Source organism: Mycobacterium sp. ELW1 (assembly GCF_008329905.1).
Lineage (GTDB): Bacteria > Actinomycetota > Actinomycetes > Mycobacteriales > Mycobacteriaceae > Mycobacterium.
In genome coordinates this window covers 5,021,086-5,043,673 of the sequence record NZ_CP032155.1, presented here as the reverse complement: position 1 = coordinate 5,043,673, position 22,588 = coordinate 5,021,086, and the positions used below count along the sequence as shown (strand labels likewise).

28 protein-coding genes and 1 tRNA gene are annotated in these 22,588 nt (G+C 65.9%); 10 read left to right on the top strand and 19 right to left on the bottom strand.

Features of this window, described 5'->3' with window-relative positions; genetic code table 11:
• Positions 1-88: 88 nt before the first annotated feature.
• Positions 89-664, top strand: coding sequence for an LpqN/LpqT family lipoprotein (locus tag D3H54_RS24035; RefSeq protein ID WP_168214957.1), 576 nt, complete (start codon positions 89-91; stop codon positions 662-664).
• Here the strand turns inward: D3H54_RS24035 and D3H54_RS24030 are convergent.
• Genes D3H54_RS24030 through D3H54_RS24020 form a run of 3 tightly spaced genes read right to left on the bottom strand, consistent with a single transcriptional unit; the run spans position 657 to position 4,349 of the window.
• Positions 657-1,613 carry a winged helix-turn-helix transcriptional regulator gene (locus tag D3H54_RS24030; RefSeq protein ID WP_149381825.1) on the bottom strand — a complete coding sequence of 319 codons (957 nt, stop codon included), beginning with the start codon at positions 1,611-1,613 and terminating at the stop codon, positions 657-659. The genes D3H54_RS24035 and D3H54_RS24030 overlap by 8 nt on opposite strands.
• A complete protein-coding gene (locus tag D3H54_RS24025) occupies positions 1,613-3,130 on the bottom strand; it encodes a carotenoid oxygenase family protein (RefSeq protein ID WP_149381823.1) in 1,518 nt (505 codons plus the stop codon). Before D3H54_RS24025 ends, D3H54_RS24030 begins: the two co-directional genes overlap by 1 nt.
• Positions 3,120-4,349 carry an acetyl-CoA acetyltransferase gene (locus D3H54_RS24020; RefSeq protein WP_149381821.1) on the bottom strand — a complete coding sequence of 410 codons (1,230 nt, stop codon included), beginning with the start codon at positions 4,347-4,349 and terminating at the stop codon, positions 3,120-3,122. Before D3H54_RS24020 ends, D3H54_RS24025 begins: the two co-directional genes overlap by 11 nt.
• 228 nt (positions 4,350-4,577) lie before the next feature.
• Between D3H54_RS24020 and D3H54_RS24015 the strand changes: the two genes are divergently transcribed.
• Positions 4,578-5,261 (top strand): GAF and ANTAR domain-containing protein, encoded by a 684-nt coding sequence (locus D3H54_RS24015; RefSeq protein ID WP_149381819.1) that lies wholly within the window; start codon positions 4,578-4,580, stop codon positions 5,259-5,261.
• A 174-nt stretch (positions 5,262-5,435) separates the two neighbouring features.
• On the top strand, positions 5,436-6,461 hold the full coding sequence (locus tag D3H54_RS24010) for a GGDEF domain-containing protein (protein ID WP_286198993.1): 1,026 nt from the start codon (positions 5,436-5,438) through the stop codon (positions 6,459-6,461).
• An 80-nt stretch (positions 6,462-6,541) separates the two neighbouring features.
• On the opposite strand, the gene D3H54_RS24005 is transcribed toward D3H54_RS24010, so the two are convergent.
• A complete protein-coding gene (locus D3H54_RS24005) occupies positions 6,542-7,729 on the bottom strand; it encodes an IS481 family transposase (RefSeq protein WP_149381815.1) in 1,188 nt (395 codons plus the stop codon).
• Positions 7,730-8,081: 352 nt separating this feature from the next.
• On the opposite strand from D3H54_RS24005, the gene D3H54_RS24000 reads away from it, so the two are divergent.
• From D3H54_RS24000 to D3H54_RS23985, 4 genes are all read left to right on the top strand, one after another.
• Positions 8,082-8,351 (top strand): hypothetical protein, encoded by a 270-nt coding sequence (locus D3H54_RS24000; RefSeq protein ID WP_149381813.1) that lies wholly within the window; start codon positions 8,082-8,084, stop codon positions 8,349-8,351.
• Positions 8,351-9,481 carry a tyrosine-type recombinase/integrase gene (locus D3H54_RS23995; protein WP_353620035.1) on the top strand — a complete coding sequence of 377 codons (1,131 nt, stop codon included), beginning with the start codon at positions 8,351-8,353 and terminating at the stop codon, positions 9,479-9,481. The genes D3H54_RS24000 and D3H54_RS23995 overlap by 1 nt, the downstream gene beginning before the upstream one ends.
• A complete protein-coding gene (locus D3H54_RS23990) occupies positions 9,478-10,227 on the top strand; it encodes a hypothetical protein (protein ID WP_149381810.1) in 750 nt (249 codons plus the stop codon). The genes D3H54_RS23995 and D3H54_RS23990 overlap by 4 nt, the downstream gene beginning before the upstream one ends.
• Before the next feature lie 436 nt (positions 10,228-10,663).
• Positions 10,664-11,350 carry an 8-oxoguanine DNA glycosylase OGG fold protein gene (locus tag D3H54_RS23985; protein ID WP_149381809.1) on the top strand — a complete coding sequence of 229 codons (687 nt, stop codon included), beginning with the start codon at positions 10,664-10,666 and terminating at the stop codon, positions 11,348-11,350.
• A gap of 115 nt (positions 11,351-11,465) precedes the next feature.
• Here D3H54_RS23985 and D3H54_RS31325 read toward each other — a convergent pair whose 3' ends face one another.
• The gene (locus tag D3H54_RS31325; RefSeq protein WP_168214956.1) at positions 11,466-11,603 is read right to left on the bottom strand and encodes a hypothetical protein; all 138 of its coding nucleotides are present in this window, start codon (positions 11,601-11,603) and stop codon (positions 11,466-11,468) included.
• A 269-nt stretch (positions 11,604-11,872) separates the two neighbouring features.
• Between D3H54_RS31325 and D3H54_RS23980 the strand changes: the two genes are divergently transcribed.
• Together D3H54_RS23980 and D3H54_RS23975 are read left to right on the top strand one after the other, a co-directional pair.
• Positions 11,873-12,172 (top strand): hypothetical protein, encoded by a 300-nt coding sequence (locus D3H54_RS23980; RefSeq protein ID WP_149381807.1) that lies wholly within the window; start codon positions 11,873-11,875, stop codon positions 12,170-12,172.
• 9 nt (positions 12,173-12,181) lie between these two features.
• On the top strand, positions 12,182-13,015 hold the full coding sequence (locus D3H54_RS23975; protein ID WP_149381805.1) for a hypothetical protein: 834 nt from the start codon (positions 12,182-12,184) through the stop codon (positions 13,013-13,015).
• 46 nt (positions 13,016-13,061) lie between these two features.
• Here D3H54_RS23975 and D3H54_RS23970 read toward each other — a convergent pair whose 3' ends face one another.
• The 11 genes from D3H54_RS23970 to D3H54_RS23925 form a co-directional block, all read right to left on the bottom strand.
• Positions 13,062-13,922: a phage major capsid protein gene (locus tag D3H54_RS23970; protein ID WP_149381803.1), complete on the bottom strand. Its 861-nt coding sequence runs from the start codon at positions 13,920-13,922 to the stop codon at positions 13,062-13,064.
• A 177-nt stretch (positions 13,923-14,099) separates the two neighbouring features.
• Entirely contained in the window at positions 14,100-14,678 is a 579-nt protein-coding gene (locus tag D3H54_RS23965) for a hypothetical protein (RefSeq protein WP_149381800.1), read from the bottom strand.
• 164 nt (positions 14,679-14,842) lie between these two features.
• Positions 14,843-14,995: a hypothetical protein gene (locus D3H54_RS31320; RefSeq protein ID WP_168214955.1), complete on the bottom strand. Its 153-nt coding sequence runs from the start codon at positions 14,993-14,995 to the stop codon at positions 14,843-14,845.
• On the bottom strand, positions 14,992-15,417 hold the full coding sequence (locus tag D3H54_RS23960; RefSeq protein WP_149381798.1) for a hypothetical protein: 426 nt from the start codon (positions 15,415-15,417) through the stop codon (positions 14,992-14,994). Before D3H54_RS23960 ends, D3H54_RS31320 begins: the two co-directional genes overlap by 4 nt.
• A 30-nt stretch (positions 15,418-15,447) precedes the next feature.
• Positions 15,448-15,798, bottom strand: coding sequence for a hypothetical protein (locus D3H54_RS23955; protein WP_149381796.1), 351 nt, complete (start codon positions 15,796-15,798; stop codon positions 15,448-15,450).
• Positions 15,799-15,959: 161 nt separating this feature from the next.
• Positions 15,960-16,322, bottom strand: a complete 363-nt coding sequence (locus D3H54_RS23950) for a hypothetical protein (protein ID WP_149381794.1) — start codon at positions 16,320-16,322, stop codon at positions 15,960-15,962.
• A gap of 249 nt (positions 16,323-16,571) precedes the next feature.
• Positions 16,572-17,264 (bottom strand): helix-turn-helix domain-containing protein, encoded by a 693-nt coding sequence (locus D3H54_RS23945; protein WP_149381792.1) that lies wholly within the window; start codon positions 17,262-17,264, stop codon positions 16,572-16,574.
• Positions 17,265-17,334: 70 nt separating this feature from the next.
• On the bottom strand, positions 17,335-17,709 hold the full coding sequence (locus D3H54_RS23940; RefSeq protein WP_149381791.1) for a helix-turn-helix domain-containing protein: 375 nt from the start codon (positions 17,707-17,709) through the stop codon (positions 17,335-17,337).
• 140 nt (positions 17,710-17,849) lie between these two features.
• Positions 17,850-17,925 (bottom strand) — tRNA-Arg (locus D3H54_RS23935).
• Between the two features lie 160 nt (positions 17,926-18,085).
• A complete protein-coding gene (locus D3H54_RS23930) occupies positions 18,086-18,364 on the bottom strand; it encodes an ANTAR domain-containing protein (protein WP_168214954.1) in 279 nt (92 codons plus the stop codon).
• Positions 18,365-18,418: 54 nt separating this feature from the next.
• Positions 18,419-19,252, bottom strand: a complete 834-nt coding sequence (locus D3H54_RS23925; RefSeq protein WP_149381787.1) for an LLM class F420-dependent oxidoreductase — start codon at positions 19,250-19,252, stop codon at positions 18,419-18,421.
• A 114-nt stretch (positions 19,253-19,366) separates the two neighbouring features.
• On the opposite strand from D3H54_RS23925, the gene D3H54_RS23920 reads away from it, so the two are divergent.
• The gene (locus tag D3H54_RS23920; RefSeq protein WP_286198992.1) at positions 19,367-20,461 is read left to right on the top strand and encodes a glutamate--cysteine ligase 2; all 1,095 of its coding nucleotides are present in this window, start codon (positions 19,367-19,369) and stop codon (positions 20,459-20,461) included.
• On the opposite strand, the gene D3H54_RS23915 is transcribed toward D3H54_RS23920, so the two are convergent.
• The 3 genes from D3H54_RS23915 to D3H54_RS23905 are packed head-to-tail and all read right to left on the bottom strand — an operon-like array spanning position 20,458 to position 22,585.
• Positions 20,458-21,189, bottom strand: coding sequence for an anti-sigma factor (locus D3H54_RS23915; RefSeq protein ID WP_149381782.1), 732 nt, complete (start codon positions 21,187-21,189; stop codon positions 20,458-20,460). The two genes, D3H54_RS23920 and D3H54_RS23915, sit on opposite strands and share 4 nt — an antisense overlap.
• Positions 21,186-21,755: a sigma-70 family RNA polymerase sigma factor gene (locus tag D3H54_RS23910; RefSeq protein WP_149383712.1), complete on the bottom strand. Its 570-nt coding sequence runs from the start codon at positions 21,753-21,755 to the stop codon at positions 21,186-21,188. Before D3H54_RS23910 ends, D3H54_RS23915 begins: the two co-directional genes overlap by 4 nt.
• A 47-nt stretch (positions 21,756-21,802) precedes the next feature.
• Positions 21,803-22,585, bottom strand: a complete 783-nt coding sequence (locus D3H54_RS23905; RefSeq protein ID WP_149381780.1) for a DUF1365 family protein — start codon at positions 22,583-22,585, stop codon at positions 21,803-21,805.
• Positions 22,586-22,588 lie beyond the last annotated feature (3 nt).

The following is a 22,588-nucleotide window of genomic DNA, read 5'->3' as shown; positions in this document are numbered from 1 at the left end:
CGACCGGATTTTTCCCGCCCCCGGTAGGCTGAGCCGGGCTTTCGAAGGGATGACTTTGCGCAAGGCGACGGGAATCGTATCGGCCGTAGTGGCGGCCGCACTCGCGGTGACGATCACGAGCTGCTCCGACGACAACAAGCCGGTCGCGGCCAAGTGTGACGAGGTGTCGGCGCCGCTCGTCGACGTCCCCACCCGAACCGACCAGGAACCGAGGCTTCGGCTGCCGCAACCGCAGGGCTGGGAACGCACCGAGAAACTGGACTCCGAATCCATCCGGTACGCCATCCGCAACCCGGCGCTGGCCGAGGACGGGTTCACGCCCAACGCGGTGGTCACCCTGCAGAAGGTGGCTGCCAAGGAGGGCAACGCCCAGCAGATCCTCGACATCCAGAACAAGCAGCTGGTGGCGCGGTTGAAGGTGACGGACCTGAAGACCAGTTCGGCGACGGTCTGCGGGTCGACGGCCCAGTCCACGACGTACACCGCCCCGGCGATGGGCAAGATCCCGGCCCGCACCGCGACCTCGCTGGCGGTGGTCTTCACCGATGGTGACGTGAACTACGTCAGCACCTTGACGGTGCAGACGATCAAGCCCGACAACCCCACGTACGCAGCCGATTCGGCGACGATCCTCAAGGGATTCCAGATAGTCCCGGCTAAATAGCGACGGTGCTGACCTCGGCGCCGGTGAGCCGTTCGGTGCACCGGTCGCAGGCCAGTTCGCCGGTGAAGCCGGCCCCGCAATCGTGATGGGTCATCACCACGGCGGGACCCTCTGGCGCCTGGAACCACCACTGCGCCCACTGAAGTGCCGCGGTCAACACCGGGAAGAACGCCCGTCCCTTGTCGGTCAGCAGGTAGGCGGCCCGCTCCGGACCGGAGCGCTCCGCGGGCGACGTGGTGAACACGCCGAGGGTGCAGAACGTCTGGAGCCGTTCGGCCAGCAGACTGGGCGGGGCCCCGAGCTGGGTCTGGAAATCGGTGAAGCGGGTGGTGCCGAGGAATGCAGCAACCAAAAGTGCTGCGGCCCAACGATTGCCGAACACGCTCATGGTCTCGGGGAACAATCCGGCTTGGCGTGCGCTGGTGTCGGATTCCGAGCGGCGCCGCGTCGAGGCGGCCGGCGCCGACCGGGCCCAGTCGCCACTCGGTCCGAGGGCCAGCCCGACTTCGGATCCGGTGACGACGGCGCGACAGGCGTTGCAGCGCATCAACGGTGCGAAATGCGACCCGCACGCCATATGGCGCATCGCAGGCAATGTCGCCCGATGTTCGGTGACCCAGTTGCGTTCCCACTCCCAGATCGCCAGCATCGTCGGCCACAGTGAGCGGCCGCGGCTGGTGATGACGTACTCGGTGCGCGCGCGGGTGGAGGCATGCACCTTGCGGGTCAGCAGACTGTCGCCGACCAGTGTGCGGAGCCGGTTGGTCAGCACCGAGTTCGAGATCGGCAGCCGCGACATGAACTGGCTGTAGCGGCTGGCGCCGAGCAACGCCTGCTGGATGATCAACAGGTTCCACTCGTCGCCCAGCAATCCGAGCATCCGCCCGATGGCATTGGGACTGTCAGGCGCCAAGACGGTGGGCGTCTCGGCGGAGTGCACTTCGCTCACTACAAACCGATCGCGCCGGCCGCCGAGTCGGCGGTATGCCACCGGCGCAACGCGGATCCGGCCACCCAGGTGGAGTGCGTGCCACTCGAGATCCGTTCGGGCAGTTTGAGTTTGCACACCGGACCGTCGGCCAGCCGAGCCGCGTCGAACACCAGGCAGTACGAGGCGTCCTCGGTCATGTCGGTGGTCAGGGTGACCAGGTAACCGTCGTCCTCGGCCCTGCTGCCGACGCGGGGTGCCATTGCGGTCTCGCTGCCGTAGACCCCGTCGCCGAAGGAGTAGCGCTCTTCGGAGCCGGTGCGTACGTCGTGGCGGACCAGGCCGTCGAACAGGAACCAACCGGGCTTGCCGCTGGCCGCCCAGGTGTAGCGATACGGCTCACCGAGGTGGCCGGTGTTGATCATGCCGAACTCGGTGATGCTGTCCGACAACGGTTCTTCGGTGAGCCCGCCGGTGACGAGGTTGAGCCGCCAGCGGTGCAGCCGGGCCTGCATACGGTCCAGTGCGAGGAACCGGAACGCCCGCTGCCACTTGGTGCCGGTGCCGTTGTCGGTCGGCTCGGGATCGCCCTGGAAGAAGCCGTCCAGCACGATCTCATCGCCGTCCTCGTAGGCGTTGACGAAGTGCAGTACGAACGTCGGATCGGCCTCGAACCATTGGATGTCACTGCTGGTTCCGCGCCGGGGCAGCACCGCGAACCGCGACGGTATGTCGCGGTGGAACCGGGCCATGTGCACGTCGCGCTGCAGCAGCTCCGGATCCCAGAACAGCGGGAAGTCGTTGAGGATCACATAGTTTCGGGTGAACGCCATGTCGTGCGGTAGCCGGGGACCCGGCAGTGGCACGTCGGTGTAGTGCACCAGGTCGTTGTTGGCGTCCACCACGCCGTAGTGCATGTAGGGCGCGTTCTTGGAGTAGTTGAAGAACAGCATCTCGTCGGTGCGGTCGTCGACCTTGGGATGGGCCGAGACACCCCAGTCGCCCGGGAACCCGCCGTTGAACGTTTCCTTGCCGAGCGTCTCGGCGGAGTACGGGTCGACTCGGTAGAGGTCTCCGCACTGATAGAAGCTCGTCAGCGCGGTGCCGCGGTGCACCACGACGTCGGTGCTGGAGGCGTCCTTCATCAGGGTGCGCGCGCCCCAGCCGTAGTCGACCTTTGCCAGCGACAACGGCTCGGCCAGGCCAGGCCACAGCGGACCCCCTGCGGCGTTCTCTGCCTCGAATCCGTCGGTGCGGATGAAACGGTTGCGGTAGAACGCTTTTCCATCCCGGAAGCCGACGATGTGCAGCATGCCGTCACCGTCGAAGGGGTGATACGCCTTGAGTGCCGGGTGCAGCGGGTTCTCGGTGTTGCGCAGGTACACCCCGTCGAGATCGGTGGGGATCTCACCGTCGACGACGGTGAGATCGTCGTCGCGCCACTCCGTGGTCTGCGGCCGCCATGGGCCGGTGCGGTAGGGGTGGTCGTCGTCCTCGGGTAGCGTCGACAGGAACTTGCCGACGATCTCAGTGTCCATCGTCTGCCGATCTGATCACGAAACTGACTGTGGTTGCTGTACTTCCGCCGAAATTGAGCGTGCCGAAGCGGCGCGCGCCGTCGACCTGGTAGCCGCCGGCGAGGTCGCTGACCTGTTTGGCGGCGTCGAGCATCATCCGGATGCCGGACGCGCCCACCGGGTGGCCGCCACCGATCAGGCCGCCGCTGGGGTTGATCGGAAGCCGGCCGCCGATCTCGATCTCGCCGTTCTCGATCGCCTTCCATGACTCGCCCGGTCCGGTCAGACCGATGTGGTCGATGGCGAGGTACTCACTCGGGGTGAAGCAGTCGTGCACCTCGATGCCGTCGAGATCGTCGAGACCGACGCCGGCGCGGCCGAACGCGTCGTAGACGGCAGCCCGGACGTGGGGCAGTAGATAGGGGTTTGCGGCGTCGCGGTCGAGTTTCTGCTGCAGCCCCAAACCGACGGTGCGGTGACCCCAGCCCTCGATCAGCCCGATCGGACGCACGCCGGGGTGATCGCGCAGGAAGTCGTCGTTGACCAGGACGACGCCCGCGCCACCGTCGGTCATCTGGCTGCAGTCATAGCGGCGGATCCGGCCCTCGGTGGGCGGATTGACCGCATCGTCGCTGCCACCGGTGGCCAGATCGGGGACCGCCCAGTCCCGGGTCTGCGCGTTGGGGTTGCGTTTGGCGTTGGCGAAATTCAGCGCCGCGATCGCGTGCAAGTGGGCGTCGTCGAGACCGAAGCGACGGTCGTACTCGTCGGCGACCCGGGAGAACATCGACGGCCACACGTACGTGGCGTCCTCGGCCTCGTGGCCGGTCCATGCGGCGGCGCCCAGGTGGGCGGCGGCGATGTCGCCGGGCACCGTCTTTTCCAGCTCCACGCCGATCACCAGCGCGGTGCGGTAGTGGCCGGCCCGCAGATCGGCCATCGCCGCCAGCGCGGCCACGCTGCCCGAGGCGCAGGCCGCCTCGTGCCGGGTCGCCGGGGTGTCCCACAGTCCGTCGTGGACGGTGGCGGGCATCGCGCCGAGGTGACCCTGGCGGGCGAACATCTCGCCGAACGCATTGGCGACGTGCACGACGTCGATGTCGGCGGCGTCGATCATGGACTCGCGCAGCGTCAGGTCGACGACCTCGGTGGTCAGATCGGCGAAATCACGGCTCTCCCGGGTGAGGTTCCGGGCGAAGTCGGTCTGATAGCCGCCAAGGATCCAGACATTGCTCACCACAGCGCCGAAATTACTACAGCTAAGAGAGTGCCGGGCCGGATTGTGCAGAGCACGCGACAATTAGGGGCGGCCCCGTCGGCTCGCGGTCTGAACCGACAGGACCTCGCGGACGTGGGTGTCGACCACCGCGTCCGCTTGCAGCGCAGCATGCCCTTGTTGAAAATCCGCAAACGTCACAATCGAGGAGCCGCGTTCGTCAATCCGGCAAACGTGAGTAAGACTTGTCGAATGTCTGTGCCCAACCACGATCTGGCGCTGCGGATGGCCGAGTTGGCCAGAGCGACGGCGCCACCCCGCAACGTCGACGAGGTATTGGCCGGGGTGACCGCCGCGGCGACGGAGATGATTCCGGGAACCGACACCTGCGGTGTCCTGTTGATCGGCAAAGGCGGCAGGTTCGAGTCACTGTTCGGCACGTCGGATCTGATCTATGAGCTCGACGCGCTGCAGGAGGCCTGCGGGGAAGGTCCATGCATCCAGGCCGCCGTCGACGAGCTGATCGTGCGCACCGACGACTTCACCACCGAGCGGCGCTGGCCGAAGTACAGCGCTGCGGTCACCGAACTCGGGGTGCGCAGCGGCTTGTCGTTCAAGCTCTACACCGGCAAGACGACGGCCGGCGCCCTGAATCTGTTCGGCATGCAGCCGCGCGCCTTCGACGGGCAGTCCGAGGCGATCGGCTCGGTGCTGGCCGCCCACGCCGCGTCGGCAATCCTGGCCAGCAGACATGGTGAGCAACTCGAATCCGCGCTGAACACGCGCGACATTATCGGCCAGGCCAAGGGCGTGATCATGGAACGGTTCAACGTCGATGCCATGCGCGCGTTCGAGATGCTGCGCGAACTGTCGCAGACCTCCAACACCAGGTTGGTCGACATCGCAAACCGGGTAATCGCGACCACGGGCACGTAGTCGGCACGAGCGTCCCCGAACCGGCGGTATCGTTGGTCCGAAGTTCCTGGTGCTCGTGGGGGTCGCTCAATGGTGAGGGATGCGCTCAGGCGGTGGTGGCAGCAATCCACTCATTACGAGTGGTTGAGCGGCTATCTCGCTGACCGCGGTATGCGCGGTCCGGCACGTGCGCTGATGGCATTTCTCGCCGTCTCCATGATCGCGTGTCTGCTGGGCATGCTGCATTCGCCGGACGGGCCGATCGGGACCGTCCCCAGAGCGATGACGTGGCTGGCCATTGCCGGCGGGGTGGCCGGGGCCGCGCTGTTCACCGCGAAGTGGCCGACCCGGCGTGAGTCCCTGGTGTTCGTGTTGGTCACCAACGCATCGATGGCGTTGGCCTGCGTGGCCAATCCGAGTCCATTGCACGCCCTGGTCGGCTGCATCTCGTTCGCGACGATCGGCGCCTACATCGCGTTCTTCCACACCACCGCTCTGGTGCTGTACAACTTCTTTGTCGCGGCCACCGTGGCCACCTGGGGTGCGGTGCGGATGGCCGCCGACGGGCAGGTCATCATCGCCGGCGTGGACTGGTGGTTGATCATCCAGATCAACATCGCGCTGCCGCTGGCCATCCAGATCCTGGTGAACGCGCTCGGCGTCGATCTTCTTCGCGCCGAACGTGATCCACTGACCGGACTACTCAACCGGCGGCTTTTTCACAGCCAGACGTTCGGACTGATCGAGTCGGGACGTCATGCCGACGCTCACCTCGCTGTGGCCCTGATCGACCTGGACAAGTTCAAGTCGGTCAACGACCGCTACGGGCACGCTGCCGGTGACGAGGCGCTGGTGCATGTCGCGCGCGCGATCGAGCAGGCCGCCGGTGCCGAGTCGGTGGTTGCGCGCAGCGGAGGCGAGGAGTTCCTGGTGGCGACCGCGCTGCCCGGCGCGGACTGTAGTGAACTGGCGCAACGGATCTGCACCGCGATCGCCGAGTCGCCGGCCGGCGTGACCGCCAGCGTCGGCACCACCGCGGTCCGGCTGTCCGACACCTACGGTGACCACAAGGTGCTCCTCGACCGGCTGGTGGGCAACGCCGACTGGGCCATGTACCGAGCCAAGCGCGCCGGCGGCAACGGGTGCCGGCATCAGGACACCGACCCGATCGACCGGCGTCGGCCGGATGTCGACGGTGACGCCAGCCAGTCGATCGCGTAGTGCAGAAAAGTGCCCCTGTTCATAGTCGGTTGATTCTTGACGGATCTAGTTCGGTTGATCCTTGACACTCTTGTTGTGTTTTAGGTCTGGCCGCTGGAGCGGCAGGCCTTCTTGTTTCGTACCTCGCCGGTGCTGCGGCGGGCGGCGGTTTTAACCAGAACATCGCCGATGAAGAACCGCAGCAGCTCGCCATCGACGTGGACATCGCAGCGAGCTCCGGCATAGTGGCGGCCGATACTGACCTGCTGCCACGACACACAGACCACCCCGTTGGTGGTCACCGTTCGGCTGATCCAGTCGCTGCTGCTGCGATCGGGGCTGTGCTGTCGTGGTGTGATCGAGCGGGTCGTGGTAGTGCCGGCGGTGAAGCGCTCAACAGGGGTGGCCATCTTCAACGACTGATGCGGCCGGGTGGTGTTGTAGTCATCGACCCACTCATCGAGTGCTTCTTGGGCCGTCTTCAGATTAGTGAATGGTGCTGCGTTGCTGAGGAATTCAACACGCAGACTCCGGTGGAACCGCTCAATCTTGCCGGTCGTGGTCGGGGACCGCGGCTGGGTCAGCAGGTGCTCGACGCCGTGCTCGCGGCAGATCGCATCGAAAAGCACCTCCACCGGCGGATGGTTGAACCGGCCGGTGAACACCTTGCCGTTATCGGTCAGGATCTGCTCGGGAGCACCATAAGTGGCCAGCGCGGCGTGTAACCCGTCGCAGACAGCCCGGGTGCGTTCTCGACTCATCAGGTGGGCACACACGCACATCCGGGAATGATCATCGATCCCGGTCAACGCCTTAGCGCTGGTGCCATCGGCCAGCGGGAAACCGCCCACGACATCCATCTGCCATAGCTCCATCGGGGCGCCGCGTTCCCAGCGTTTCCACCTGCGCGAGCGCCGATCCCGCAGGTGCGGATCGATCATCTGCGCCCGGACCAAAGCGCGGTAGACCGCCGACTCCGAGGGCAGCGGAACCACACCACGCTTGGACAGTTCGAACACCAACCGACGAGGTCCCCAATACGGTCGCGAGCGGCGCAGCTCCAACACCACCGCCTCCACCTGCGCCGGCATCTGATGCGGACACGACACCGGCCGATGCGACCGGTCGATCAACCCTTCCAAGCCCTGCGCCTCATAGCGGGCCAACCACGCATGCAACGTCTGGCGCGACACCCCAACCTTCGATGCCACCTGCGAAATCGACAACCCATCGCTGATCACCGCCAACACAGCCTGATACCGCTGCTCAGCCACGCTCAACTCCCTCATCTAGGGAGTGTCAAGGATCAACCGAAGTAGGTGTAAAGCATCAGCCGAAACACTGTCGCCCATCACCCGAAGACAAAACGTCAACAATCAACCGAGGTCACACAAGAAGAAAGTGCCCCCGGCAGGATTCGAACCTGCCCGCCCGTGGGGCTATGATCAGGGGTGATGGCCTCTGAACTGCACGAACACCCCTCGGGAACCTATTCTTTCGGCTCCTTCGTTCGCGTTTGTACTACTTTGGATTGCACGCGCATTGCACGGCAGTTCAGCCACGCCACCGAGAGGAACCACCCATGAGCACCACACCCGAGCAGCACACCGACGAGGGACTGGCCGTCGAGGAGGGCGACCGATGAGAAGCCTGCGGAGTATCGCGACTGATACGGCGTCGAGGAGCGACCTTGGCACGCTGATCCGACACGTCCAGGACACATTCGACCGGCTCCATGGGGAGGCGGCGGTGCAGTTAGCCGCCGCGATGTCGGCGCTCGTTACGCCCGACGGCGAGCTTCGCGTCGATGACCTCTCCCAGGCCGAGGCCGACGCCTTGTGGGCAATTCTGGACGACATCGCGACCGACAACGGACTGTTCTGGGACATCGCCGACGGGAGCGACGACTGATGCCGCACAAGGGGCACCGGGGCTGGGGCCACATCCGACGGCTGCCGTCCGGCAACTTCCAGGCCTCCTACATCGGCCCTGACCTGCGCCGCCACAAGGCCCCCCAGACCTACGCGGTGAAGACCAACGCGGAGGGCTGGCTGGCCCAGGAACGGCAGAAGATCGAGGTGAAGGTCTGGCGACCGCCCGCTGAGGTGATCGCCGAGGAGAAGGCCACCCTGATCCCGCTCGGCCAGTACGGCAAGACCTGGATCGCGAACCGCCCCAAACTCAAGCCCCGCACCCGCAGCCTGTATGAATCGCAGTGGCGCAACCACATTGAGCCCACCCTCGGGCCGGTGCCAGTCGCGCACCTGTCGGCCGACCATGTGCGTCGCTGGTGGGCGGGCCTCGGCACCGAGCACGACCGGCGCAACGCCCAGTTGTACGGGCTGCTGCACGCTGTGTGTGGGAGTGCGGTTCGGGAGGGCCTGCTGGCCAAGCAGCCGTGCGTGGTCGAGGGCGCGACGATGAACACCACCCGCAAGCGTGAGCCGGTGATCCTGCCGGTTGGCGCGGTCGGCAAGTTGGCCGACGCTATCCGGCCTGAACGCTATGCGGCCCTGGTGTTGTTGGCGGCGTGGTGCGGTCTGCGCTGGGGTGAGGTGACCGAGCTGCGTCGCAAGGACATCTCCGATGGCTGCGAGATCGTCACTGTCGCAAGGGCTGTAACCCGCCGCGACGCGGTGACCCGCATCGACACCCCCAAGAGCGGCCGGGTGCGGAATGTTGTTGTGCCGCCGCATATTCGGGAGACTGTCAAGCATCACCTCGACGTGTACGTCGACAAGGACGGCGAGGCTCTGCTGTTCCCGAACAGTCGGGGTGACCACCTCAACGACCGGGTGTTCTCTGAGTCGTTCGGTAAGGCGCTCAGGGATATTGGGCATTCTGGTGTGCGGGTGCATGATCTGCGGCACTTCGCCGGGACGATGGCCGCGCGGGTGGGGAACCTGCCCGAGACGATGGCCCGCCTCGGCCACTCGACGGTGAAGGCCAGCCTGATCTATCAGGGGCTGGTATCGGGCCGTGACGCCGAGATCGCCGCAGCGCTATCCGAGCTTGCCGAGAATGAGGGTGTGGCGACATGACCGAAGGAAGATGGAGCCTCAGCGTACAGCGTTCGGGCAATGTAGCTCGCGTTGCCAAGTTGAAGCAGGATGAGACGAACGGGGAGATTCATCTCGACTTCCAAGGTCCCGCAGCGATCATTGTGAAGTGCGTCCCCGAGGCGCTTGCGGTGCCGCATGAGCGCCTCGCGCTGCACCGTTACGACCTGGGAAGGGCGCGCGATTTTCTGAACGCGTTGGACCAGCAGGATTTCGATCCGGGTATGGAGGCAATCCCGGTTGTGTGCTCGGCACTCTGGCGCGCTGCGCTGACATCGGTGTTCAAGTGCTTCCAAAGAAGCGCGGAGCGTGAAAAGCTCAGTCCTGATGATGTTTTCGGCCAGGATGTGAACGACTCGCGCCGGGCGGCTTTCGATCACCTCCAGCGCCTCCGAGACAAGCATGTTGCACACGACGAGAACAACTGGATGCAGTCACGGTCGATCGCTATCGTCGGGAAATCAGATACTGACCCCCTGGTGGAGAGCGTCGAATGCCTGGTCGTTGAAGGTGACAGCGCGACCACTGAGAACATTGAGCGGCTACGCGTGGTGGTCGACACCTCGCTGGCGTGGGTCGTACGGGAGTTCGACGAAAGGACTGTGGCTATCGAGGCCGACCTTCGCTCGCGTGATCACGAAGAACTGCTCGCACTACCGGACTTCGAGTCAATCATGCCGAATGACGACAGCGTTGGAATGCCGCGTCGCAGGAACTCCGCAGACTGACTAGGTGATTGCGCGCCGTCCACGGGGTGACTGTCCCGATATCGGGACAGTCACCTGTCGGCGACGGCGAGCCCGAGCAGCTCCTCCAACTCAGGCAACGCCAGCCCCGACGCCACAGACCCCGAACCCGAACACACGTTGAAACAGCCCGGCGCAGTCACCCGAGCCTCACCCACCAGCCACCCACGCCGCGCAGCCACCCGACGACACCGCGCCAACCGCTGTCCATCATCCCGGCGCGCAGGCAACAACGGCACCCGCCGCCCAGACGCCACCACATCACCACGCCCCGACGACCGAGGCCGCACATCCACAACCGTCATGGCCGCATTCTGCGCCCACTGAGAGGCGAGAGGCGTGGTGATGGCATCGTTCGGCGCGTGTGAACCGTCGATTCCGCGACCTGATGAGGCCCGGCCCTTGCATACTCACGCCCATGACGGATACGGGGGAAGAACGGGCCTACGCGGACTGGGCGAAATTCAAGTCGAGCTGGTGGACCGACAAGTACTTCACGGGCGGTCTGGCCCACTTCTGGCCACCGCGCCTCGACCAACTGGAGCCAGACAAGGACGGCTACCGCTGGCTGTCGCGCGACGAAGTGTTCGGTATCGCCGCCACCGATTCCGAGCACCGGGAGCTGCACACTGCCGTGGCAGCGTACGTGTGGGGAATCGCAAAGAACGCCTACTTAATCGGCAGGCTGGTGCGCGCCTTCACCACGAACGGCGACGCCGTGGAGAGCAACCTCCGGTTGGCGGCATCGACTCTTACCGCCGACGGAGCCGTCGCCGCCTACGAGTCGATGCTCCCTGGCGGTCCCGCCCACATCAAGTACATGGGACCGGCGTACTTCACCAAGTTCTTGTTCTTCACCGGCTACCGAAACTCGGCGGTGGCCGGGCTGCGGCCTCTCGTCCTCGACATGCGGGTGGCCACAGCTCTGCGCAGCCGGGGCGTGTTCGGCCCCAAAGTAGGTGATGGTGGCTGGCCGAGCAGCATCTACGAGCGATACCTGACCTACTGCCAGGCGCAGAACCCTGACGACCCCGAAGCGGTCGAGGAGGAGCTGTTCAACGAGGGCCGCGCGGCCGACGACAACGAAGATTCCGACGAGGCGTAGCCCAAACCTGAAGCCGTACGCAGGAAAATTAGCAGTCCGTGCCGTGGCTCTGTGGTGGGGTGGGGGGAGGGGGTTCCTGGTCGGGTGGCAGGTGTTCAGTTTCTGAACACTTCTGTTAGTGCTGGTCAGCGGGCTGCTCGTCGTGGGTTGCCTCGACGACCTGGGTGAATGCGGCGAGTGCCTCGCGCGCCCGTTGCTTGGCCTGGTCGGGTGTGTTGCCCGAGGTGTCGAGGAGGAAGACGGGTTGCTTCACTTGGTCGAGGTTACTTGCGGGTGGAGCCTGCGCCGACCTATGCACCACCCGCAGCGGGCTGCACCAGCACCTCGGCCGTGAGCAGCGGTGTGCCGTAGCGCGGGCCGCGCTGGGTCTGATTCTGGGGAATCCCTGCAGGTGGCAGGGCATGGCGCGCGTTCGGCAGGAGAGCTGTCTGACACGGCGATTACCATCAATTACGTAGCCGCTGGGCACACGGCACGTACCCTGTTACGCAGGTACAGCGCCGCGATCAGAGAAGAGGCATCGTGGGGATTCGGTCCGACGCGCACTTTGGGGTCAAAGAACAGATTCTTGACGCCGTGGTCCGTGGGGTCCGCGACGCTCTGCAGGAAAACTTTGATGCCACCGCCAACGGTGTGTCCGAGGTCCTTGTGGAACGTCAAGACGACGACAGCTTCGTAATCCGCCTGAAAATGATGAGCGGGGATGCTGAGAAGGCCGATGTGGACGCTGATCAGGCTGTGGAAGCCATCAAGGCGATCCTCAGCCAACACTTCGAGCGCGGCGCGGTGACGGAAAGGCAGCGGGAACTTACTCTCGCGTGATCAGCGCCAATGCCTAAGCTCCCCGAGCGGTTTCGTCTACGGGTCGATGAGTACTTACCCGATGCCCTGACCGCCGTAAGCGCGGGAGTCTTCAGCGTTGCAAGCATCGGACCGGCGTACGACTGGAGCGGTAAGGTCATCGTCGCTCTTGTCATCGCCGGTGTGCTGTGTGCAGGTGGGGCGATCATCTACAACCGCCGGCGTCACCGTCCAACATTGCTGAAGCTAACGAGCGAGAACAAGAGTCTCAAAGGCGAAGTCGCGCAGTGCAAACAACAGATCGATGACAGGGCTACCAACCTAGTCAACGTGGTCAATATCCTCCTACGAGATCTGGCCAATGACATCGGCATCTACAAAGGCGACACCCGTCTGTCTGTATATCGACACAGCGAAGGCGAGTTCTACCTGGTCGGACGAGTCTCCCCCAATGAGACGTATGCAGCAGTTGGGCGCATCTCCTACCCCGATACGCAGGGCTTCATTGGGCAGGTCTGGCGCGCCGCCGATGACAAGACCACAGTGAGCTTCCCCGCTGGCAGACAGGACTGGATCGACACCCAAGTGAAGTCGTTCGGCTTCAGCCAGGCCGAAGCTGACGCCTTGATAATGCACACGGTTGTCATGACGGCGACAAAACTCAGACGCGACCTGCACGGTGATGCATTCGGAGTCCTTTGTATCGAGTGCGACAGGAAGCGGTCGACCATTCAGGCCGGGACGATCAATGCGGTCAAGGAGTCCCTACACTTCCAAACTTTGACCTCGATTCTCGACATCTCCTTGACGGGCCTTACGCATGAGGAGGTCAAGCGAGGCTTCCTGGAAAGGGCCAGCTCTTAAGTCGGCTACGGGGGACCGCCTCCTCCGTCCCTACTGCACCGGTCGGTTACGAGCCCGACTCGACGGTGATCTTCACGACCGCCTCCTCGTGCGGCCATCCAAACCCAACGCGCACAACGGATCTCACTGCCGTCGCGTCGTCGCCGAAGTAGAACGACCGGTCGACTTCGAGCTGTACGTCGCTCCGCAAGACCACGAAGCTCTTGGACTGGTCGAGTGCCCACACGGTGCCGTCGGTGATGACCCCGTCGGGCAGCGGCCACAAACCCGCCCCGAGGATCTGCCGCCGGGTCGGCTGCGTCGGATCAGACGACAGCAGAGGCACATTGCTGGTGCTGCCGGTGCCGGTGAACTCCTTGAGCTGCGCCAGCTGCAAGCAGGTGCTGGCTGAGGCGCACCAGGCCGTCACCTTCGAGCCGACGGCCTCCAACTTGCTCGCGGCCTCCTCGAACGGGTCCAGGTCGGCGAATGCTGCACCGGCATCAACGGTTTGGATGTTCGACAGGGATAGCAACCCGGACGGGCCTTTGACGGTGGTGTTGGCGAAGAACGCCTTGTCGATGGCGCGTGCCAAGTCTCGGGCCATGCTCTCGCCGACCACTTCGGAGGCTTCCGGTGTGCTGTCGGCGACCAGCTCGTTGGAGAGCTTGCTCAGCACCTTCAGCGCCTTGGGGATCACGTCGAGTTCGTCGACAGTCGCGTCGGATGGCGTGATGCTTTCGGCTTCGTTGAGCCATTCCGAGGTGGTGTCGGCGGTGATGCGCGGGATCCGGAAGGACGGCGACAGGGTGGTGACGCGGCGGCTGACCTGGAAGGCTGTCGACTCGGCCTGCAGCGGCTCGACGACAAGCGGGCCAATATCTTCAGGCCGGATGATGCCTGCGGCACTTGAGGATACGAGGGTCATGATGGGCTCCTGACGTGAATCACATGCTGTGAATTACATGGGGTGACGGCACCCAAAATTGGGGTGCCGCCTGTTGATTCACGCGGGGCCACGGGCCTGTTCCGCGTCGCCCGCCAGGGGCTGCGTGCCGCCGGGGCCAGCCCCAGGCCGGGTTCCCAGCGACACATGCAGCGTAGCTCAATCGGCGTCTGCGCGGCCCGATGCCCGCTGGAACAGGCCCTGCCAGGTGGATCCCTTGTCCCAGTCCCGTGGCTTCTTGCCGTCGTGTTGCACCTCGGAGGCCGGTGCGGCGTTGGAGCGGAACCAATGTGGTCGCTTGGCGGCGGTCTCGGCGAGGACGCGGCCGAGTCGGGCCTGGTCGACGCGGCCGTCGGTGTCGAGCACGTCACCCAATTCGGCGACGTGCCACAGATCTGCCGGGGAGAGCATGCGCTGGCCGATGGCGGCTTCGACGGCCTGCCGTTGGAAGGTCTCGACCTGGGTGCGGAGGCGGTCGACCTCCAGGCGTGCTTGGTTGCGTTGGACCCGAAATTTCGCGGCCTCACGGTTGGCGGGGGTGTCGGCGTCCGGCTCGGTGTCGTCGGACTCGGGGCTAGGCTCGTCATCGGTGGGCGGGCCGGACCCGTCTCCAGATATCGGCGTAGGAGCCGCCGACGCGGGATCGGGGTCGGCTTCTCGGCCACGACCAGGATCGTCTCGCGCCGGGGACGCAGGCCCGCCCGCTGCAGGGTCGGTTGTGTTGTCTGGCTGGCTCATTCGTGTACCTCCGTGGTGTTGAAGTAGTCGTGCGATTGCTGGAGAGTGGTCAGCTCAATGACGAGCCGATGTTGGATGTCGGCGTTGCGGCAGAACACATTTGAGCGCATCAGCGCCAGTGCTGTGCGGCAGCACATGGCGTAGATATGATCATCGCCGATGAGTCACCGTGCAGTAGAACGTGTTTCAGCATTACCGGTGACGACGCCGAGGGCGGCGAGGATCGCGCCGGACTGCTCGTAGTAGCCCGGGATGGGCGGCGGCTTTGGCTGCTCGACGATGCGACCGTTGCGGGTTCGGTTGCGGCGGACGGTCATTGGTTGTCTCCTGATTCTGCTGTGGCGGTGAGCCGGGCGATGTTCGTGCGTAGCGCGGCCAGGGCCTCGCCGTCGGGGTCGTCATGTAGGCCCATCGCTTCGGCGAGTGCGGACCATCCTGCCGACTGGAATTGGCCTCCGCGACCGGCTTTGCGGGCCTCGACGGTGACGGCGTGTAGGCCTTCGATGTCTCCGACGGCGATGGCGGCGACGGCGCGGCCGACGCGGGCGTAGTCGATGGCGCGCAGTGTGCCGTCGGGTTTGGGGTTGAGGGCTTGGAGGCGTTCGTCGATGATGCGTTTCCGCTCGGCCCGGTCGGCGTCACTCAGGGGTGCGTTGGCCGCTGGGCAGTCGGGGGTGTGTGCGCCGATGCCGCCGCAGCAGGGGTGGGTGTTCCAGTCGACTGGGTGCTCGTTATCCATGGTGGGTTCCTTTCGTGAACTGTGCTGGTGTTAACCGTGTTTGGGTGGTTCCCAAGATTGTCCGTGGTCGTCGAAGTCGGATTGTGTTGTGGTTCCCAGGTATTCGTCTCCGAGGAACAGGCTCTCGCGGGGGATGTCGACTTCGAGACCTGCCCGTGGGATCGGGACGATTTCTGCTTCGTCGGTGACGAACGTGAAGACCAGTCGGGTAAGTGGCTTGTGAGTCCAATCGTCAACCCCGGCTTGGCCGAGGTATGCGCGGCCTTCGGGGGTGGTGGCGCGGATGACGACGCGGCTCTCGGTGGCTTCCTGGACGGCGACTCCTGGGCAGGGCGCGGCCCACTTGACGCCGTCGCGCTCGAATATGTTGACCCAGCCCACGAGCGGAACGAATCCGGTTGTCCGCCAGTATGGTTCGTCGCGGAGTCGGCCTGGGATGTCGGGGTGGTGTGGTACGGCTGGTCGTGGCTCGTAGCTGGGCGGCGGTGGGGTGCGGTGTGGGCTTGGTGTGCCGGGTTTCGGGCCGGGCTTGCGGGGTGCGATCATCGTTCTAGCTCCATCTCGGCTCTGACGCTGGCGATTATGGTGCGGCCCACGCCGATTCGTGTCTCCAGGATGTCGATCTTGCGTTTCTGCACCCTCACCAGGGTTTCGGCGAGTTTGGCGGCGAGGCGTTCGTCGCTGGTGGCGGCGTCGGCCTGGGCTCGCCGTTGGTCCTGCGCCCCGTCGGCGGCGAGGAGGGCCTTGGCGTGGGCGAGGGTGAGTTCCTCAGCGGCCTCGACGGCGGTCTGCTCCAGGCCTGCGAGTTCGGTGTCGAGGGCCTGCAGCTCCTCAGAGAGCCGCAGCAGCAGTTGGACGGCCTCGTTGAGTGACCAGCCGCCGAGTTGGCGCAGCGGCGCAGTCATGGTGTGTGCCCCGAATCGTGTTGGTGGTGGGTGGTTCTGAGTTCGGGGTGTCGGGCGCAGATCTCGCATAGCGGCCACTGGAGCCGTGTGACCGCCTGAGCGACGTTCGGGGCTTCCCTGGTGTCCTCGGTGCCGAGGGTGTCCTCGCGGGCGTGGAGAGGCTCTGAGAGAGTCCTTGGGGTGGGCTGGGTTTCGGCGCTCACGTTGAGGCCTCCGCTCTCGGGGCCGTGGCGACGTGGCGGCATCGGATCACCGGGTCGGTGGTGACTCCGTCAGCGCCGAGGAGGTCTCCGTATTCGTCGCACAGATCGCATCCGGCGATGGCGGCGCGTCGTTGCTCAGCCTCGCCCCGCATCCACTCGGCGCGCTCGGCTTCCCACCGCTCGGCGTTTTCGCGGGCTTGTTTGCAGGGACCGCAGCCAGGAGGGTTGGGGTGGTGGAGGTGCTCCTGGCAGCGCTTTGGGGGTGGGGCCGTACCCGTCTTAAACCCGTAAGAAACCCGTGGGGTTTGCGTTTCCGCATGTGAGACACCGTTTTTGGTGTCGGTTTTGTCCGGTCTTTCCGGACACATGTGTCCGGTAATTTCGGCGCATGTGTCCGGTATTTCCCCCCGGAATAGCGGACACATGTGTCCGGTCTTTCAGGTAGCGACAACGCGTAACGATCACCGCCCCGATGGCCGCGCCCACGCTGGCGCTCCTCCACCAGCAGCAGGTAGCCGAGATCTGTTGCGGCACAGAAGGCACGGCGCACGCTGCGTTCGGTGGTGCCGCACCGGTCGGCCAACGTCGACTGTCGGACGGCGAACGATGGCTCCCCGTTGCGGGTGTAGAACACGGCGACGGCGGCGAGGATGGCCTTGTCCATGCCGGTGAGCTTCTCCTCGCGCAGGACGACATCGAGCCAACCGTTGAACTTGTCGATGACGCCGGTAGAATTCACAGTGATCTCGCAGGGTCATGACTGCCCCGGCCCGCCCAGCGCGCGCCGGGGCTGTCGCTTGGACGGGGGGTTAGGCGGCGCTGACGAACTTGTCGAGGTCGGCGATGCGCCAGCGCAACAGTTTGTCGCCGACACGGACCGGCTGGATGCGGCCCTGGCCCTGCCACTTCCGCAACGTGCTCACGCCGACGCCGAGATATTCGGCGGCGTCGGAGGTCGACAGCATCGCGTCGGCGCAGGGGTGTCGGCGTGCCGTGGAGCGGGTGGTGCGTTGTGTGGCCTGGGCGGTGGCCTGGGGATGGGACATCGGGGTTTGACCTTTCGGGCGGACAGCAGCAAGAAGCTCGCGGTCGCCCTTAGCCAGCGCCGCGTCCGGCCCGTCGATACCCGCCGCGCTGCCCGGCTCTTGCGGGTGCGCCCGAGATGAATCTCGGTGAGCGGTCACCTTGTGACGGTCATGTGCGAATGAGCCTACCGACCAGATGAGTACGGTGACGGGAAAATGCCAGCCACTTGATTCGGCGTGAAATGCCAGGAACCGGATAGCATCTGAATTGCACGGCGATGCGAAAACATGGTCTGACCTGGTGCCCCCGGCAGGATTCGAACCTGCGACACCGGCTTTAGGAGAGCCGTGCTCTATCCCCTGAGCTACGGGGGCGCAACGGCTGGGAGCTTACCGCCTGCCGGCGGCGCCCCCGTCATTCCAGCGGGTCAGCGCACCGCACCGCGCGGCGAGTACAGCGCAACCAGGTAGCTGTGGCCGTGCGTCGGCGCGACCTTGGGGTAGCCCTGACGAACCCAGGCCGCGAAACGGCGCATCATGATCGTCGGCCTCCCGCCAGCAGGGCGCCCCACTCGAAGCGGGCAACGGCCGTCGCATTGCTGTCCGCCTCGGGCTCCACGTCCTGAGCCAACCGGACCAGAGCCTGGGCCACCCGCCTACCGTCCAGGTGGTGTCGCCGCGACACCTGGTCGATCTCCCCGGATGCCGCATCCACCGAGCACCGCCTCAAACCCACGAGAACGCCCTCAGCGCGCTGCATCCTGCCGTCGTCATAACCGTCGTGTTCCGTCGAATAGCCTTGCAAAACCGCCATGCTGTACGCCTCCAATCGTGGAGCCATTGCCAATCCGACGGCCTCGCAAACCCATTAGCGGAGTTCCGCTATGACTTTCGCGAAGTACTCGGCGTGGTAGTCCTGCACGGTGAAGTAGGTGATGCCGTAGTCCTCGCGCCGCGCCCGCAGGGTGTCGGCGATGTCCCGCGGCGTTCCCGTCAGCACGGTCGGCAGCGCCAGCAGCTGCTCCTCGGTGGCGTCCGGGGCGTACCCGCGGGTCAGCGCCAGATCCGGGATGCCCGAGGAATCCGTCGGCACCCCGGTGATCGCGATGTTCAACTCGAGGTCGGCGAACCGGTCGCCGGCCGCGCGACGCACGAAGTCGATGCGCTCGGCCAGCGGGTCATGGCCCGGGTAGTCCGGCACCCCGCCCCCGGTCAGTCCGATGATGTCGGCATGCAGGGCGGCGATGCGCAGCACCCGGTCGCCGTTACCGGCGATCAGGATCGGGATCGTCGGCGCGGTCTGCTTCAGGTACTGCGTGGTGTGCCGCAGATGGTCCACCCGCTCGCCGGCGCTCGGGTACGGCATCTCGGCGGCCTCGAACTCCTCGCGCACGTAGCCGGTGCCCAACCCGAGGTCGAGGCGGCCCTCGCTGAGGACGTCGACGGCGACGGCGTCGCGGGCCAGTAGCGCCGGTTTGTAGAACGCCGCATTGATCACGAACGTCCCCACCCGCATGGTCGTGGCGGCCTCGGCCGCGGCCACCATGGTGGGGAACGGCGCGGGCACGCCGAACCGGCCGAGATGGTCCGGGACATGCAGAACGTCGAAGCCCAGATCTTCGAATCTGCGCACCGTTTCGCGCAGCCGATGTGCCGACTTGACCGACCGCACACCGATGCCGAAGCGAAAGTCTCTGACCATCCCGGCATGCTATGGCCGGGGTCACAGCGATCGACAGCGCCGGTCTCGGTATGTGGCACGGGTGACCTGCGACTCGGGTTTGACCACACCGTGGTGGGGGCATGCCTGTGCTTCGTGAATCTCCCCAGCGTCGGCGTGGAGGAGGAATTCCTCCTCGTCGATCCCAGCACCGGTGAACCGGTCGCCCGCAATACCGAGGTCGCCAAGTACGCGGCCGAGCGCGGTGTGGACCTCCAACTGGAGCTGACCTCCTGCCAAGTCGAGACCGCCACCGAAGTGGCCCAGACGAGTTCGCAACTGCGCCAACAGATCCACGAACTCCGGGCGGTCGCCGCCGAGTCCGCCGAGAAGGCTGGGGCGCAACTGCTCGCCGTCGGTCTGCCGCCCACGGTGCCGCACAGCTTTCCGCTGACCGACACCCCGCGGTACCGGGAGATCGGGGAGCGGTTCGGCATGATCGCCCACGAGCAGGGCATCTGCGGATGCCACGTCCACGTGGAGGTGCCCGACCGCGACGCGGCCATCGCCGTCAGCAACTGGCTGCGACCGTGGCTGCCGATGTTGTTGGCCCTGACCGCGAACTCGGCGATCTACCGCAACGCCGATAGTGGCCACGCGAGTTGGCGCAGCGTGCTGTGGGGTCGCTGGCCCAGCGCAGGCCCGCCGCCGCACTTCGATTCGGCCGAGCATTACGACGCGATCGTCGCGCTGATGAACGACTCGGGCGCCATGCTCGACGAGGGTATGGTCTATTGGGACGTGCGGCCGTCCAAGAAGTTCCCGACGGTCGAGATCCGGGTCTCCGACGTCCCGGCCACCGCGGCCGAGACCGTCCTGCTGGCGACACTGAGCCGGGCCGCGGTGATGACCGCGCTGGCCGCCGACCGCGGCGGCCAGAAGGCACCCAAGGTCGACGATCACATCCTGCGCGCCGCCTACTGGAAGGCCGCGCACGACGGATTGGACGGCCAGACGATCGACGTGATCGAGGGGTGGGCGACGGCCCCGACGTCACGGGTCTTGGGCGAGTGGCTGGGCCTGCTGCAGCCGGCATTGGACGAACTCGGCGACAGCGAATGGGTGCACGCCGAGATGGGTCGCCTGCTTCGGGACGGCAACGGGGCGATGCGGCAGCGCGCCGCGTGGCGGCAGCGACACGAGATCGCCGACGTCATCGCCGTCGCCGCGCACGCGACGCTGGAACGTTAGACCAGCGGAAGTTCGGCCACGACCTGGCCGGTCGGCTGCGGCGAGCCTGCTCCGGGTTCGACGGTGAACTTCAGCGCCGTGGACCCGCCGAGATCCGGCAGCACCGCCGTCGTCGACGGCGTCACCGCCTTGTCGTCCATCGTCCCGGCGGACGTGGCGCCGCTGTTGCTGACCAGCCACATCTGATACACCGTGCCCGGTGCCGGTTTCGGCACGTCGTTCATCACCAGCACGCCGGCGTTCTTCTCACGGGAGAACACCACCGTCGCGGTGCCGCCGCCCGGGATCGCACCGGAGATGGTGTGCACGTCGGGCGCGGCGAAGACCTGCTGCGCGGTCGACACTTTCGCCGGTTCCGGGCGCAATGCGATGCCGACGCCAACGGCGCCCAGGCCGATCACCAGCGCCGCCGCCACCGCCAACACCGGGCCCCGCCAGCGATTGCCGGTCGAATCAGGTTGAGCCACAGGCAGACTGCGCACGTTGTCATCGGCCACCGCGGACAACAGCCGGCGCCGCAGATCCTCAGGCGGTTCACTGGCGCTGACCGCGGAGACGACGGCCATCGTCTCGCGGACGGCCCGCACCTCGTCGTAGAACGCGTCGGCTTCGGGCCGCGCCAGCCGTGCCAGGCGGTCCTCGATCTCGTCGCGCTCAGCGTCGGACACCGCATGCAGCGCATACGGCACCGCCAGCTCCAGCAAGTCGCTTTCGTGTGGTTCAGTCATCGCACACCCAAACAATTACGCAGGCCACGAAGCGCATCGCGCATTCGGGACTTCACCGTAGCCAGGTTGGCGGCCAGGCGCTCCGACACCTGCACGTAGGTCATTCCTTGGTAATAGGCCAGTTCGATGCACTCGCGCTGTACTTCGGTGAGCCCGTCGAGGCAGGCGGTCACCTGTCGCCGTTCGTCTTCGGTGATCACCGCGTCGGCGACGTGGTCCAGCGGCGGCTCGACGCTGGCCGCGCCATACCGGGACTCGCGCTGCGTGGCGGCCTGCTCGGAGCGGACCCGGTCCACGGCGCGGCGGTGCGCCAGCGTCAGCAGCCACGCAACCGCGCTGCCCGAGGCCGGGTCGTAGCTTTCCGCGGTCCGCCATACCTGCAGGTAGACGTCCTGGGTCGTCTCTTCGCTGTAGCCCTGGTCCCGCAGTACGCGGGTGACCAGTCCGTACACCCGCGAACGGGTGGCGTCGTAAAAAGAGGCAAAGGCATCGGCGTCGCGCTGAGCGACTCGGCGCAGAAGTGCGTCGAGTTCAGCAGCCGCGGTCGTCAACGCCGCCATCCACATGTTGCTGGCATCGTCGCGTAGCCTAACGGCCCCTCCGGCCGCAGATGTCACGATGGCATCCACGAACATTTCTGCGCGGTCCAGCCGGGACGGATGGCCACGGTGTGCGGCGAGCGTTCCAGCTGCTCGACGGGTCGCGGTATCGCCGGGACGCCGCGCAGCCGCAACACGAAGTCGTGCACGCGCATGCTCAGCGCGGTCATCTGCGGAGCCAGCGGCGCCGTCACCTGCAGCCGCAGGATCTGCGCGGCGGTGGCGGGCCGCCGAGTGCCACGAACCGTGGCGACCAGCGCCGTCTCGTGGTCGCGGAACAGCGACATCCGCAGGTCCACTTCCTCGTCGGGCAACGGCGCCTGGATCACGTACTGGCCGCCGCCCGACCCGTCGAAAGGGGAGGTGTATTCACCCGGTGGCAGCAGGTAGGCGTGCCGACGCCCGCCGTACTGCATCTCGGCGAGCACACAGCGCAGCACGCCCTGGGCGTCGTGACACCAGAACAGGCTCAGCGGGTTGCAGGCCCGGCCCAGCACGCGCGGCAGGAGCAGCGCGGTGATCCGGCCACCCGGCAGGTGGACGCCATGGTCGGCCAGAACCGCGTCGACCCGCTGGCGCAAGGTGTCGTCAGGCGCCCCGTGGAAGTGGTCGGCGCCCTCGAAGCGGGCGAAGGGCTGCAGCCACCGGGGCAGCCGCGGCAGGTCATCGATGTCGACGTACCAGCTGTAGCTGCAGCGCTCGGTGTGGTGGTGCACCGGTGACCTGTGCAGTTGTGTGATGCGGGTCCGGTACAGCGCGGTCGTCGGGCGGCCTGTGAGGGTGCTTGTCGGTTCCACATC

Coding starts and splice junctions, on each gene's coding strand:
- D3H54_RS24025 (WP_149381823.1), bottom strand. CDS start 3,130: ATGGACACTGAGATCGTCGGCAAGTTCCTGTCGACGCTACCCGAGGAC.
- D3H54_RS24015 (WP_149381819.1), top strand. CDS start 4,578: ATGTCTGTGCCCAACCACGATCTGGCGCTGCGGATGGCCGAGTTGGCC.
- D3H54_RS24010 (WP_286198993.1), top strand. CDS start 5,436: ATGGCATTTCTCGCCGTCTCCATGATCGCGTGTCTGCTGGGCATGCTG.
- D3H54_RS24005 (WP_149381815.1), bottom strand. CDS start 7,729: ATGAGGGAGTTGAGCGTGGCTGAGCAGCGGTATCAGGCTGTGTTGGCG.
- D3H54_RS24000 (WP_149381813.1), top strand. CDS start 8,082: ATGAGAAGCCTGCGGAGTATCGCGACTGATACGGCGTCGAGGAGCGAC.
- D3H54_RS23995 (WP_353620035.1), top strand. CDS start 8,351: ATGCCGCACAAGGGGCACCGGGGCTGGGGCCACATCCGACGGCTGCCG.
- D3H54_RS23990 (WP_149381810.1), top strand. CDS start 9,478: ATGACCGAAGGAAGATGGAGCCTCAGCGTACAGCGTTCGGGCAATGTA.
- D3H54_RS23985 (WP_149381809.1), top strand. CDS start 10,664: ATGACGGATACGGGGGAAGAACGGGCCTACGCGGACTGGGCGAAATTC.
- D3H54_RS23975 (WP_149381805.1), top strand. CDS start 12,182: ATGCCTAAGCTCCCCGAGCGGTTTCGTCTACGGGTCGATGAGTACTTA.
- D3H54_RS23970 (WP_149381803.1), bottom strand. CDS start 13,922: ATGACCCTCGTATCCTCAAGTGCCGCAGGCATCATCCGGCCTGAAGAT.
- D3H54_RS23965 (WP_149381800.1), bottom strand. CDS start 14,678: ATGAGCCAGCCAGACAACACAACCGACCCTGCAGCGGGCGGGCCTGCG.
- D3H54_RS31320 (WP_168214955.1), bottom strand. CDS start 14,995: ATGACCGTCCGCCGCAACCGAACCCGCAACGGTCGCATCGTCGAGCAG.
- D3H54_RS23960 (WP_149381798.1), bottom strand. CDS start 15,417: ATGGATAACGAGCACCCAGTCGACTGGAACACCCACCCCTGCTGCGGC.
- D3H54_RS23950 (WP_149381794.1), bottom strand. CDS start 16,322: ATGACTGCGCCGCTGCGCCAACTCGGCGGCTGGTCACTCAACGAGGCC.
- D3H54_RS23930 (WP_168214954.1), bottom strand. CDS start 18,364: ATGGCGGTTTTGCAAGGCTATTCGACGGAACACGACGGTTATGACGAC.
- D3H54_RS23925 (WP_149381787.1), bottom strand. CDS start 19,252: ATGGTCAGAGACTTTCGCTTCGGCATCGGTGTGCGGTCGGTCAAGTCG.
- D3H54_RS23915 (WP_149381782.1), bottom strand. CDS start 21,189: ATGACTGAACCACACGAAAGCGACTTGCTGGAGCTGGCGGTGCCGTAT.
- D3H54_RS23910 (WP_149383712.1), bottom strand. CDS start 21,755: ATGTGGATGGCGGCGTTGACGACCGCGGCTGCTGAACTCGACGCACTT.